Below are 13,079 nucleotides of genomic sequence, written 5' to 3'. Positions count from 1 at the left end.
ACCTTGTTAAGGTTCTTTTTTTATTTGGTTTAAATAAGAAAGGTGAGACTTTTATATGAGTAAACAGGTAGGTAGGAAGTTATCGGTTCTGGTTGTTCTTCTGCTTATGCTCCAGTTGGTATCTCCGGCAGTTAATGCATTTGCGGAAACCAATAGCAGCATGCTGCCGCCGAGTAATCTGGCCGCGCAGATGGTGACACCGGATGACGTGAAGTTAACATGGAGTACCGTTTATGGAGCTACAGGATATCAAGTGTATGAAATTAAGGATGGGCAGCTGACTCTTCTTGGAAAGACAACAGCTGCAAGCTACAGTTTGAATAATAAGGAGGAAGGATCGTACCGTTATGTGGTCTCTACCTTAAGCGCTGATGGAGAATCGGGTCCTTCCGCGCCGGTAACAGTGGAAGTCGTCTATCCAGAGATGGCAGCGCCGGCTTCTTTAACGCAGACAATCAAAAACGGTAATGACGTGGTTCTCAGCTGGGGTGCATCCGCCTATACAGAAAAGTATAATGTGTACCAAATTTCTGAAAGTGGAGATAAAACACTCCTTACATCTACAACAGCAAGAACCTATACGGTAACGAACGCACCGGAAGGGAAAGGTGCGTATGCTGTTTCAGCGACAAATTCGCTGTACGGTGAATCACCTCTTTCTAATCCTGTGCAGACAGAAGTAGTGTATCCAGTCATGACGGCACCGACGGGCTTTGCTTATACAGTCGCAAACGGCAATGATGTGACACTCAAATGGAATGCAGTTCCGTATGCAACCAGCTACAAGCTCTATCAACTTGTGGGTGGCGAGGCAGTCTTGAAAAGTACAGTGACGACAACCACCACTAAAATGACCAACGTTCCAGCCGGGGATTACACATATGAAATCCGGACGAACAGCGACCGGTTCGGCGAATCAGCGGAAGGCAGCAAGCTGTCTGTATCCGTTGGCTCTGTAACCATGACAGCACCAGAGAATTTTGCTTTTAAAATTCAAAATACAAATGATATTGTACTGACCTGGGGAGGCGTTCCATATGCAAACGGCTACAAGGTATATCAAATTGTTGATGGTGAAAAAGTACTGAAAAGCACGGTAACAGGCACATCTGCCACTTATACAAAGGTGCCGGCGGGTGATTACGTATATGAAGTCTATTCATACAGCGACCGTTTTGGCGAGTCGGCAGAAGGCAGCCGTGTTTCGTTAACAATAGAAGGAATTGCGCTTGAAGCACCGCAAAATGTCACTTCTAAAATCCAAAACGGCAACGACATTGCTTTGGCCTGGAGCAGCGTAACAAATGCAACAAGCTATAAAGTGTACCAAATTGTCGATGGCGAGAAATTATTAAAAAGTACAGTGACGGGTACAGCTGCGACTTATACAAATATGAGTGCAGGTGATTATACGTACGAAGTCTATGCATACAGTGACCGGTTTGGTGAATCAGCAGAAGGCGGCAAGGTATCTGTAACGGTCGAACAGATTATGATGTCAGCACCAGCCAACGCTGCGTCTGATGTGAAAAATGGCAATGACATCATTCTAAGCTGGGACAGCGTACCGTATGCAGACAGCTATAAAGTGTATCAAATTAGCGCTACGGGACAGAAAACCTTAAAAAGTACGACTGCTGCAACCACTGTAACATTGACAAACCAGCCGGCGGGTGACTATAAGTATGAAATTCACTCTTACTCCAGCCGGTTCGGCGAGTCAGCAGAAAGAAGCACTCTTTCTCTTACGCTTGTTCATCCAGTGATGCAGGCACCCGCTAATCTTAAAGAAACGATTAAGTCTACTACTTCTTTTACGTTAACATGGGATACAGTAGATTATGCGACAAGCTATAAAGTGTATCAAGTAAGCGGTGGGCAGAAAACATTAAAAAGCACGGTAACAAGCCCGAGTGTCTCGTATTCAAGCATGCCAGCTGGTGAGTACACATATGAGGTTCATGCTTTCTCTTCGCGTTTTGGTGAATCGAAAGAAGGGTCAACAGCAACCTTCACATTAGAAGGCGAAACGATGCAGGCACCTGAAAATGCCACATACAGCATTGTGAATGGAAATGATATTCGTTTAAGCTGGACCGCAGCGGCGAATGCAACAGGCTATAAAGTTTACCAAATAGTTGACGGCCAAAAAGTATTGAAAAATACGGTAGCAGGCACATCTGCTGCGTATACAAATCAGCCGGCTGGAAACTATCAATATACCATTCACTCTTACTCGACGACACATGGGGAGTCAGAAGCGGGATCAGAGGTTAATGTTGAACTCATTTACCCAGTGATGCAGGCACCGAAAGATTTAAAATATGCATTTCAAAACGGCAACGATGTGAAATTAAGCTGGGCAGCTTCTTCTTACGCGAACAGCTATAAAGTATACGAAGTAATTGATGGGGAAAAAGTGCTGAAAACAACGGTTTCTTCTATATCCGCAGTTATTCCGAAAATTTCATTTGGACAGCATAAATATATTGTTCATTCTGTGAGTTCACGCTTCGGGGAATCGCCTGAAGGAAGTGAAATGGATGTTACAATGAATGAATACACAATGCAGGCACCGGAAAACGTAACGAGCAGCGTTGTAAATGGGAATGACATTGTATTAAAATGGAATGCTGTTATCTATGCAACAGCTTATAAGGTGTATCAAGTAAATGGCGATGAACGCCAGCTTGTTAAAACTACGACTAGCACCACTGCAACGTTCACAAATGTAAAAGAAGGCGACTACACGTATGAGATTTATTCGTATAGTGACCGCTTTGGCGATTCACCGGAGGCTGGTCAAGTGTCCTTAAATATTACGTACCCAGTAATGCAGGCACCGGCCAATGCGACATTTTCTATTACAAACGGCAACGATATTGTATTAAAGTGGACTGCTTCAACCTATGCAACAGGATATAACGTTTATGAAGTGAAAAATGGCCAGAAAGAATTGGTTAAGGCCGTAGCTGGCACGTCTCTAACGCTTACTAATAAAGCGGAAGGCGATTATACATATGAGGTTCACTCTTATAGCAGCCGGTTTGGTGAGTCACCAGAAGGAAGCGACATTGAGTTAACATTAGTATGGCCTGTTGTGCAGCCTCCGCAGGTAAGCGGCAATGTATTTAATGCTAACAACATGACTCTTACGTGGAATGGTGTTACATGGGCAAATGAATACCGTCTATATCAAATCACAAATGGCGAAAGAAAGCTTGTTTACAAAGGAACAGCAAAAACCTATAAAGTATACAATTTAACAGAAGATACCCATTCGTTTGAGGTAACAGCTTACAGTACCCGCTTCGGTGAATCTACGCCTTCTGAGCAAGTCACGGAGAAAATCGTGTATCCAGTCATGCAAGCTCCGGAAGCGACTCTTACGTTAACAAGTGAGACAAGCGCACGTATTGTCTGGGATTTCGTAACGTATGCGAATGGCTACAACATTTACGAGCTTATTGACGGGAAAGCAGTATTGGTAGCAGAAAAAGTAAATAACCTATCTTACACTGTTTCCAATCTCTCATACGAGAATCACGAATACTTTGTTACATCTTACAGCAACTCGTTCGGCGAATCTGACCGCTCAAACGTCGTACTGGCGAAATTGATTGTTGATACAGAAGCACCAGTTACGAAAGCGGAAGCACCAGCGGGCTGGACGAATCAAAAAGCCTCTGTTACGTTTTCTGCAACAGACAATGAAACAGGCGTCGCCGATACTTACTATTCAGTGAACGGCGGCGAATACAAAGCCGGTACGTCCTTCACGATTGAAGAAGAAGGCGTGCATAACATTTCATTCTACTCGGTTGATAAAGTGGGAAACAAAGAAACTGCCCAAACGATTGAAGTGAAGGTTGATCAAACAGCGCCTCTGACAAGAGCAAATGCAACAGACACATGGAGCAAAGAAAATGTAACGGTGAAGCTCGCAGCCTCTGATGAAGAGAGCGGCATCGCGCAAACCTTCTATTCGATCAATGGCTCTGACTATGCAGAAGGTACAGCTTTCAATGTAGAGAAAGAAGGAATCAACAAGATTTCATTCTACTCTGTGGACAAAGCAGGTAATAAAGAAGCGGTGCAGACGATTGAAGTAAAAGTCGATCAAACGGCACCTGTTACACAGTCTGATGCCACAGACCAATGGCTGAAAGACGATGCTGTGATTCATTTAATGGCAACAGACTATGCAAGCGGTACGGCGAAAACGTATTACTCAATCGATGGATCAGTGTACAAGGAAGGTACAAGCTTCAGGATCAGCAAAGAAGGCATCACTGCTGTTTCTTTCTATACGGTAGACCAAGCTGGAAATGCAGAGGAAGCCAAAACAATCGAAGTGAAAATCGATAAAACGGCTCCAGTCGTATCTATGAATCTATTAGAAGAATACGCACTTGGCGCTTCGTTGGATTTGACTTATAAAGCAGAGGATACAACATCCGGCGTCTCCGTTGAAACGTTAACATTTAATGGCCAGACATATGAAAATAGCGATGACGTTACACTAGGCCAGCCAGGTACTTACACAGCATCTGTGACGGTTACAGATGAAGCGGGCTGGATCACAACGGTTGAAAAAACGATTGTCGTATACATCCCAGCTTCTATTGATGTAAATCCAGGCGTGATCAAGCAAAATACTGGGGTGATCACTGTACAGGTGACAGTGCCGAAAGAATTTAATCCAGCCGGGTTCGATCTTAGCAGCGCTCAATTAAACGGTGTTTCTGCTAATAACGGAACGAACGGACTGGAGCAGCAGGCGAAAAAAGGACAGTTCAAGTTTAACCGGGAAGAATTTTCTTGGAAGCCTGGAACTGCCAAAGCAGAATTCCGCGGCATGCTGAATGGCTACCTTGTCGTTGGAAGCAAAAACGTCGAAATCAAATAAGTGTATGTAGGGTCCTGGCTCAGCCAGGACCCTTTTTATGTTGCCTGAGGCTCGCCCTTTTGATCATTTCCTTGAAACCAGGCCGTTGCCAGCAATGACACAATGAGCACCAGCTCAAACAAGTTTGTCACAGCTCCACTTGCCACAGGCAGCGGCACGGCACTCCCCACAATCATCACAAACGAACTAATGAAGAACCACACCCAACCTTGCTTTCGCCATATCACAATAGAAGCAGCCAGCAACACAACGGAGACGACTAGGATCATAAGCGGCGGTCCGCTCGATGGCTCGACGTTTGTATAGCTTAGTGTCCCGTATTCCCATCTCGGCTGGAGTGAAAGGCCCCGCACTTCTGTGAGAAATTCTAGCAGTACAAGGGCTGCAGTTAAAGCGATTGCCGCCCAGCGAAACCAGACCGTCTGTGCCCAGGAAACACCTGCTTGCTTTAACGACATCCACGCATACAAAACGAGCAGTGGAGTAAACAGAGCATGTAGCCAGAATCGGGCAGCATTCAGGACTTCTAATACAGTACCTTCACCAATGAAGCGCCCGGCAGCAGAAGGGCTGTGCTTACTATGCGCCTGTTCTTAAATAAACGGAGGGCAAGAATGAAAAGAATAAGATACGCAGCGGCAAAACAGCTGAATAAAAGGGTATCCATATAATCTCCTTTTTCTTTTATGTTTTACCTTTCTCTCTAAAATCAAACTATATTGCTTTAATGCTTATATGCGGTAAAGCGGTAAAAACTTTCGTTGCTTTCTATCAGAATATTGTATACAATTGTTAACAACATCGAGAGTAAGGAGACTGGCAGAATGAAAGATTTTTTCAGTAAGCTGTTAACGGGCATGAGCATGGGAATTGTAGTAGCGTTGATTCCAAATGCGCTGCTGGGTGAAATTTTAAAGCTGATCATTCCACACGCTCCAGCGCTGCAGGCGGTTTTGGATATGACAGTTGTAGTAATGAGCTTATTGCCAATTTTAATTGGCATGATGGTCGGGATGACGTTTAAATTAACACCGATTCAAACGGCGAGTGTTGGTATTGCAGCGATGGTTGGCGGCGGATCAGTGCAGCAAACGGCTGACGGATTGTTTGCCCTAAACGGGATTGGTATTGTCATTAACACAGGTTTAACGGCAGCCCTGGCAGTTCTGTTTGTACAGTGGATCGGCGGGCGGTTAAAAGAATATTCAATTTTACTCATGCCAACACTTTGTATTTTGGTGCCGGGCATGATTGGTGTAATGACCCTTCCGTATGTGAAGTCGTCAGCGGGCGTAGTGGGTGTGGCAGTGGATAACGTAACGACATGGCAGCCAGTGTTAATGGGAGCGATTATTGCGGTTATTTTTTGTGTCATTATTTTATCTCCTATTTCAACGGTTGGCGTTGCGACTGTCATTATGCTGTCAGGCATTGGCTCGGGTGCGGCAAACCTTGGCGTTGTAGCGGCAGGCGTCGGCTTTGCGATTGCGAGCTACCGGGCGAATTCATTAGGCACCGCACTGGCACACGTACTTGGTTCACCAAAAATCCAAATGCGCAACTTTTTTATGAAGCCGAAAATCGGGCTGCCGATGCTGATTACGGCAGCGGTTCTGGGCGCGCTGGCAGGCATGCTGAATGTGCAGGGGACACCGTACAGCGCTGGGTTCGGATTGTCTGGTTTGGTTGGTCCGCTGAACTACATTCACCTGGCGGAAGGCGGCTGGTCGGCGAAAAATGTATCGGTCATGCTCAGCTTGTTCCTGGTGCTGCCGGTTGTATTAAATCTTGGCTTAATTTATTTGTTCGCAAGAAAATTAAAAATGATCAAAGCAGACGATTATAAACTGCAATTTGATTAAGAAGGAAGCGGCCAAATGTTTGGCCGCTTTTTTCATTGTGGAGAGAGGAGCACAATGGTATGCTTTTGGAAAAAAGGGGGGCTGCGTATGATTCATCTTGTACGCCACGGAGAATCAGAATGGAATGCGCTCGGGCGCCTACAGGGGCAAATGGACATTGGGCTGAGTGAAGAAGGAAGAAAACAGGCAGCCGCGCTCGGAGGCTATTTTGAACGGGAAGGGATTTCGTTTGATTATGTATTTTCAAGTGATTTGGACCGCGCTTTTCAAACCGCGAAGCTCGCCACAGCCTGGATGCCGGTTGAATCGATCACCGCAAGCCGGCTGCTCAGAGAGCGATTTTACGGAGAGCTTCAAGGACAGCTGCTCACGGATATCCTGAGGCAAGTGCCGAACTATGCGGATAATTTCGGCATTCCGATGACACATGGCATGGAATCGATAGAAGACATGCAGGAGCGGATGGTAAAGGTACTCATCATGATTTCGAAAGAAACAAATGGGGCTCCTGCTCTTGTCGTTACACACGGCGGCGCCATCAATGCTCTCGTTCATAAGCTGACAGACAGGCAGGAAGGAACCGGACAAGGCAAAATCGACAACACCTCCATCACAAGAATTGCCTGGGACGGTAAAACATTGTCGGTTGTATCGGTCAATGAGATACCACATTTAAAAGAGGTCCGGGATACATTTGAAGGATAAAAAGGATATCTTCCTGGAAGATATCCTTTTTGTTCTAGTTTAATAAATCTTTTTGGCTATTACTATATCACTGAAAAGGGAATTATAGTATAATTTGGATGTACGTTGCCGGGGGGCAGAATGAACGGAAAGAGCTGCCGGTCCAGCTTTTGCTGGCTGGCAGCCATCATAATAGGAAAGAGGGGTTCAGGTGAAAAAGTACTCATTTATGACGATTTTAGCAGCGCTGTTGGTTGGGTTATCAGCAACACAGGCAAACGCGGCGACTTTTACGGATGTACCGCCAACGCATTGGGCTGCAAAAGAAATTTCCTATTTGAGTGACCGTGGCATTATTAAAGGCGGCTCGAATGGAAAGTACAATAAAGACGCTTCTGTTACAAAAGCACAGGCGGCTGCGATTTTGGTGCGGGCGAAAAAACTGCCGCTTACAAACGTTCCGAATCCAAAATTTTCGGACGTTCCAACGTCTCATCCTTTTTATAAAGAAATCGCCGCAGCGGTAAACGCAGGCTGGTTTTCCAAAGGAACATCGTTTCAGCCGGACAATCAGCTGAAGCGGGTAGAGATGGCTAAAATTACACAGCTGGCTTTTGGCATCAAGGGGTCTGTACCGGTGCAGTGGGAAGATATGAACACTTCTTATTCCGGCAATACATACATAACGCCGCTTCTGGCAAGCGGTATTACATCCGGCTATACATCCACAACGTTTAACCCGTCCGCCAAAGTAACACGTGCCCAGTTTGCGGTATTTGTAGCCCGTGCGATGAATGCGAACTTCCGCCTAAAAGTGGTGAATTATCCGAAACGGGCAGCAGAGGATATTTATTACCCTCAGTTTGCAGACACAACGAACCAGCATGAGTTTTCTTACTTGAATAGCTATTTCCGCGAAGCAGGAGCTGATCTTGTGGCAGAGCGGAATGAAATTATGGAGCTGGCTCAGGAAGATGATTATTTAGGTGAATACTATGAATTTGTTGTGGATTACACGGTACCACGGGCTGATTTGCATTATATCAGTGTGTTGTTTGAAAGCTACCAATATACGGGCGGTGCCCACGGATATGAACAGCTTTTTGCGGATAACTATGATGTGAAAAGCGACTCGTTTATCTCACTAGATGATCTAGCTACTCAGTACTATTACGAAGATAACGTGATCGATCGGATTAACGCGCAGGCATATGCGATGCAGAACAGAGGACAGCTTACGTTCTGGGACGGACTGTACAGTTTAGACGAGCATCAGTATCAGTTTTACATGAAACTAGGCGGCTTCGTGATGTTCTTTAATCCATATGAATATGGTCCATATTCAGACAGCATTCGTCAGTTTACTATGCCATACTCATTGATTCGTTAATGGAAAAAGCGTTCAGGATACAAGTTCCTGAACGCTTTTTTATTAAGCTCTCACCCAGTGGGCAATCGTTTCGATATCTGACGGCTTCGTGCGGCAGCATCCGCCGATGAGCTGGGCACCGCATTCGTGCCAGTGGCGTGTATGCTGGCTGTATGCTTCCATGTCCGGTGCGCCGGACCATGTTTTCGTTTCAGCGTCATACACTTCGCCAAGGTTTGGATATACGATAACGGGCTTGGATGACGCACGTTTAATTTCTCCAATAAGTTCCGGCATAAATTCCGGCGCGGTGCAGTTTACACCAATCGCTGCAATTTGAGAAACAAATTCGAGTTCCTGGGCACAGTCCGCGATTCGCTCACCGCTGCTAATATGCTGCCCGTCTTTGGCGCTGAAGCTGATCCATGCATACGTCTCCGGGAATTCTTCCTGCAGAAGACGTGCAAGTGCTTTTGCTTCTGTAAAATTCGGAATGGTTTCATAGGCAAGCAGGTCGGCGCCTGCTTCGATCAGCGCTTGAATGCGCGGTCGGTGAAACTGGATCAATTCTTCCTGCGTCAGTTTGTAGTCGCCCCGGTATTCGGAGCCGTCTGCGAGGAACGCCCCGTAAGGACCGACAGAAGCTGCAACAAGCGGCTTCGGCCGGCTCGTTTTGTCATCGAGCGACTGCCAGAATTCATCCCGTGCCTGGGCAGCAATGCGCACGGAAGCCTGAATGACGTTAATCGTTTCTTTGGCAGTAAGGCCGTACTGGGCAAACCCATCAATGGTCGCCTGGTAGCTTGCGGTAATGGCACAGTCTGCTCCAGCGCGGAAATAACCAAGGTGCACTTGTTTAATGAGTTCCGGCGTTTCCATTAACACGCGGGCAGACCAAAGGCTGTCGTTTAACTGGCATCCATGGCGCTCAAGCTCTGTTGCCATCGCACCATCCAGCACGATCACTGGGAACTCTGTTAAAATCGATTGAATTGGGTTCATGATGCCGCTACCTGCTGGGCTGCTTTTTGTAAAACGTCTGTGTCCGGCTTTGTGCCAATCCATTTTTCATAGATTTCAGCATAAGTACCGTTTTCGATAATCGTCTTCAGCGCTGCATCCAGGTCATCCGCGACTTCGCTTCCTTTCGGGAACATGAAACCGTAAAACTCAGAGCCGAATGTTTCTGGGTCTGTCAATGTATTGTACTTCTCGTTCGGATTGTTTTTCATATATTCTGTGACAACTGTATTATCGGCAACAGATGCCTGTACCGCGCCGTTTTTCATTGACATAATGGAAACAGCGTCGCTTTCATATTTTTTTAAGTTTGGGCTGTTTTGGCCCATCACTTTCTCGGCGGCGATCTGGCCTGTGGACGCATTCAGGACGCCAACCGTCATGTTTTTCAAATCATTGGCGCTGTTTACTTTCGTTTCTTCTTTGGTCATAATCATATGAGTAGATTGATAGTAAGGTGATGAGAAATCGAATGTTTCTTTCCGGTCGTCGCTGATGGTAATCGCACAGACGGCAAGATCAAGCTGCTTCTGGCGCGTGCTTTCAAAAAGGCCGTCCCAGCCCATATTTTTAATTTCGTATTCGTAACCGGCTTCTTCCATCACAGCGTCTACGATGTCAATATCAAAACCGACGATTTCCCCTTTATCCATATACGTAAAAGGGGCGTAGGCGGCGTCTGTGCCGACCACTAATGTTTTCTTTTCGGTTCCGCTTCCACCGACGATTTCCCCTTCCTGGCTGCATGCAGATGTGAGGGCAAGAACGGCTGCCAGCCCTGCACCTAATAATCCCTTTGATGTCCATTTTCTCACTGCTTGTTCCTCCCAATCTCTTTTTATATGTATTATTCTCTTAAATCATACCTGAATACTATGAAATTAACAAAACAAATTTCGAATTTTTTAACAAGAAAAAATATCAGCATCCCCACTTGAAGATGAGGAGGAAACGCCGATACATAAGTTATAGAAACAAAGGACAGGAGCAATGAGGATGGGAAAAATGAAAAGCATCGCCTGGAAGCTGTCGGCTTTAATTATTGGACTGTTTTTGCTTTTATTCGCTGTCTATGCGGTTATGACAAATATAAAGCTGTACGATAAAAGCTTAAAAGATGCGGAAGCTTATACAGTCCGGAATACTCAGCTGTCCGCAGCAAAAATTGGGGAACGTATCAATGAAACGGGAGAAATGCTGCGCACAACAAAATCCATTTTGGAATCTCTTCATGCAGAAGAAAAGCTGACGGAGGAAGCGGTACTGCGCAGTTTACAGGCGAACTTAGCCGAGAACGAGCATTTATTTGCCGTTGGCGCCGTCATAGAGCCGAAGGAAGCTTTAAGCAGCAACACGGCTGCCGCGCTTAGAGACAAAGCGCAGCGGTTTGTCCCTTATGTATTCAAAGAAGAAAGCGGGATCAAAACAGAAGACATCGCCGGCTATGAGGATGAAGTCAGCAGCTGGTATCAGATTCCGAGAACAGAACATCGGACTGTTTTAACAGAGCCATATGAGTATGAAGCAGGCGGGAAAATGATTAATATGGCGACACTTGCCGTACCGCTTCTTGATAAGTCCGGGGCATTCATAGGTGTTTTAACCGCTGATTTTTCTGTTGATTTTATGGCAGAGCTGGCAGCCCAAAGTGCACCGGAAAATGGGTTTGATCGTATTTTAACGGATCAGGGAGCCATTATAGCGGACAGCATGAGCAAAGAGCAGATCGGCCGTAATATTGCCGAAACGCGTGACTGGAAGTCGATTAAGCCGGAAATTGATAAAGGAAAAGAGCTGGCGCTGTATACAGAATCGGAAAGCCTCAATGAAAACTCCTTTAATGTATTTGCCCCGGTGCTGGTGGAAGGGGTAGATGAAAAGTGGTCCGTTTTAGCGGTCGTTCCAAAATCAAGTATTCTGCAAGCCTTTAACCAGACACTTCTTTTTACTATCATCTCGGCTGCCGTGATGATTTTAATCATGACCGCCGCGACGGTTCTTTTTATTCACCGTCAATTAAAGCCGCTTCATGCGCTTCGTGCATCCATTGAAACAGCTGCGACAGGAGATTTAACGCAAAAAGTTGATGAAACAAAGCTTCGGGACGATGAGATTGGGGCTGTAGCGCTGGCGTTTAACCACATGCTCGGCCGGGTAGGCGCGGTTGTGCAAACAGTTCGTTCGTCAACGGTAAATCTGAATGAATCGACGAGCCGTGTCCATCACATATTTGAAGAAGTGGTGGCATCCAGCAGCGAGGTATCCGTTGCTGTCGATGAAATCGCGCAGGGTGCTTCCAAACAGTCAGAAGACACGGAAGACACGGGGAATCAAGTAGCTCATCTGTCTGAGCGGATTGATGCACTGTCTGAATTGTCCGGTGTCATGAATGAGCTGTCCCAGCAGGCAGGGAGCCGGGCACACGATGGAATGGCGCAGGTTGAACAGCTTCAAGAGCGAAATGAAGCCGCAAACAGAATGAATGAGCGGGTAAAGGAGCAGATGCAGGGACTTGCCGAAAAAATCGGTGAGATTGAACGCGTGATTGAATCGATTCACAGCATTACCGCTCAAACCAACTTACTGGCACTCAATGCCTCTATCGAAGCGGCACGGGCTGGAGAGCACGGCAAGGGGTTTGCTGTAGTAGCGGAAGAAGTGCGCAAGTTAGCCGAGCAGTCCCGGCGTGAAACAGAAGTGATCCAAAAAACGGTGCAGGATATTTTAGAAGCATCCAGCCAGGCTTCTGTTGTGGTAGATGAAAACTTGTCACTGATGCAGGAACAAAATGAATCAGTATCCAGTACGCAAGAAGCATTTGAAACGCAGGCGGAGATCGCCAGCCGGATTACCGGGACAGTCGGCGAGCTGACAGAACGATTAGAAGAAATGATGGGCCAGAAAGAGCAAGCTCTTCTTTCGATTCAAAGCGTGTCGGCTATCTCGGAAGAAACAGCCGCATCTGCCGAAGAAGTGAGTGCTTCGGCGGCGGAGCAGCAAAATGAGCTGGAGCGCGTTGCAGATGCAACTGACAATTTGAACCGGATCGCCGGTGAACTTCAGGAAGCTGTTAACCAGTTCCGGCTATAATGAAAAGGACTGCCTTTTGTTGATCTGAACCCAAAAAGTTAGACACGAGTATTAGGCAGCTTCCTGGGCATGAATCCGGTATTGAACCGGAGTCATGCCCTTTAATTTTGCCTTGATTCGTTTCTGGTTATAATACGTTATGTAG

Annotated in this window: 9 protein-coding genes; 5 read left to right on the top strand and 4 right to left on the bottom strand. The window is 46.2% G+C overall.

All coding sequences use genetic code 11. The features are described from left to right. Nucleotides 1-55: 55 nt before the first annotated feature. Nucleotides 56-4,909: an OmpL47-type beta-barrel domain-containing protein gene (locus RIN81_RS07590; RefSeq protein ID WP_309088937.1), complete on the top strand. Its 4,854-nt coding sequence runs from the start codon at nucleotides 56-58 to the stop codon at nucleotides 4,907-4,909. A 35-nt stretch (nucleotides 4,910-4,944) separates the two neighbouring features. Here the strand turns inward: RIN81_RS07590 and RIN81_RS07585 are convergent, their stop codons facing one another. Then, entirely contained in the window at nucleotides 4,945-5,367 is a 423-nt protein-coding gene (locus RIN81_RS07585) for a hypothetical protein (protein WP_309088935.1), read from the bottom strand. Nucleotides 5,368-5,733: 366 nt separating this feature from the next. Here RIN81_RS07585 and RIN81_RS07580 point away from each other — a divergent pair, with 366 nt between their 5' ends. The 3 genes from RIN81_RS07580 to RIN81_RS07570 all read left to right on the top strand — a co-directional run bounded on the left by RIN81_RS07580 (nucleotide 5,734) and on the right by RIN81_RS07570 (nucleotide 8,845). Further along, entirely contained in the window at nucleotides 5,734-6,771 is a 1,038-nt protein-coding gene (locus RIN81_RS07580; RefSeq protein WP_309088933.1) for a PTS sugar transporter subunit IIC, read from the top strand. Between the two features lie 87 nt (nucleotides 6,772-6,858). Beyond that, nucleotides 6,859-7,476: a histidine phosphatase family protein gene (locus tag RIN81_RS07575; protein WP_309088931.1), complete on the top strand. Its 618-nt coding sequence runs from the start codon at nucleotides 6,859-6,861 to the stop codon at nucleotides 7,474-7,476. Between the two features lie 190 nt (nucleotides 7,477-7,666). Next, nucleotides 7,667-8,845, top strand: a complete 1,179-nt coding sequence (locus RIN81_RS07570) for an S-layer homology domain-containing protein (RefSeq protein ID WP_309088929.1) — start codon at nucleotides 7,667-7,669, stop codon at nucleotides 8,843-8,845. 42 nt (nucleotides 8,846-8,887) lie between these two features. Here RIN81_RS07570 and mmuM read toward each other — a convergent pair whose 3' ends face one another. Then, nucleotides 8,888-9,826 carry a homocysteine S-methyltransferase gene (mmuM, locus tag RIN81_RS07565; RefSeq protein WP_309088927.1) on the bottom strand — a complete coding sequence of 313 codons (939 nt, stop codon included), beginning with the start codon at nucleotides 9,824-9,826 and terminating at the stop codon, nucleotides 8,888-8,890. After that, on the bottom strand, nucleotides 9,823-10,659 hold the full coding sequence (locus RIN81_RS07560) for a basic amino acid ABC transporter substrate-binding protein (protein ID WP_309088925.1): 837 nt from the start codon (nucleotides 10,657-10,659) through the stop codon (nucleotides 9,823-9,825). The genes mmuM and RIN81_RS07560 overlap by 4 nt, the downstream gene beginning before the upstream one ends. Nucleotides 10,660-10,840: 181 nt before the next feature. Between RIN81_RS07560 and RIN81_RS07555 the strand changes: the two genes are divergently transcribed. After that, nucleotides 10,841-12,934, top strand: coding sequence for a methyl-accepting chemotaxis protein (locus RIN81_RS07555; RefSeq protein WP_309088923.1), 2,094 nt, complete (start codon nucleotides 10,841-10,843; stop codon nucleotides 12,932-12,934). Nucleotides 12,935-12,985: 51 nt separating this feature from the next. Here the strand turns inward: RIN81_RS07555 and RIN81_RS07550 are convergent. After that, on the bottom strand, nucleotides 12,986-13,079 hold a 94-nt coding region (locus tag RIN81_RS07550), incomplete at its 5' end, for an IS3 family transposase (RefSeq protein ID WP_309089391.1).

Source organism: Domibacillus sp. (assembly GCF_031181085.1).
Taxonomy (GTDB): Bacteria; Bacillota; Bacilli; order Bacillales; family Domibacillaceae; genus Domibacillus.
The sequence above is the reverse complement of the archived record's forward strand: the minus strand, read 5'-3'. Positions and strand labels throughout refer to the sequence as shown.

What these genes read in the sequence shown, in the direction of transcription:
- RIN81_RS07590 (WP_309088937.1), top strand. Translation starts at nt 56, where the DNA reads ATGAGTAAACAGGTAGGTAGGAAGTTATCGGTTCTGGTTGTTCTTCTG.
- RIN81_RS07580 (WP_309088933.1), top strand. Translation starts at nt 5,734, where the DNA reads ATGAAAGATTTTTTCAGTAAGCTGTTAACGGGCATGAGCATGGGAATT.
- mmuM (WP_309088927.1), bottom strand. Translation starts at nt 9,826, where the DNA reads ATGAACCCAATTCAATCGATTTTAACAGAGTTCCCAGTGATCGTGCTG.
- RIN81_RS07575 (WP_309088931.1), top strand. Translation starts at nt 6,859, where the DNA reads ATGATTCATCTTGTACGCCACGGAGAATCAGAATGGAATGCGCTCGGG.
- RIN81_RS07555 (WP_309088923.1), top strand. Translation starts at nt 10,841, where the DNA reads ATGGGAAAAATGAAAAGCATCGCCTGGAAGCTGTCGGCTTTAATTATT.
- RIN81_RS07585 (WP_309088935.1), bottom strand. Translation starts at nt 5,367, where the DNA reads ATGTCGTTAAAGCAAGCAGGTGTTTCCTGGGCACAGACGGTCTGGTTT.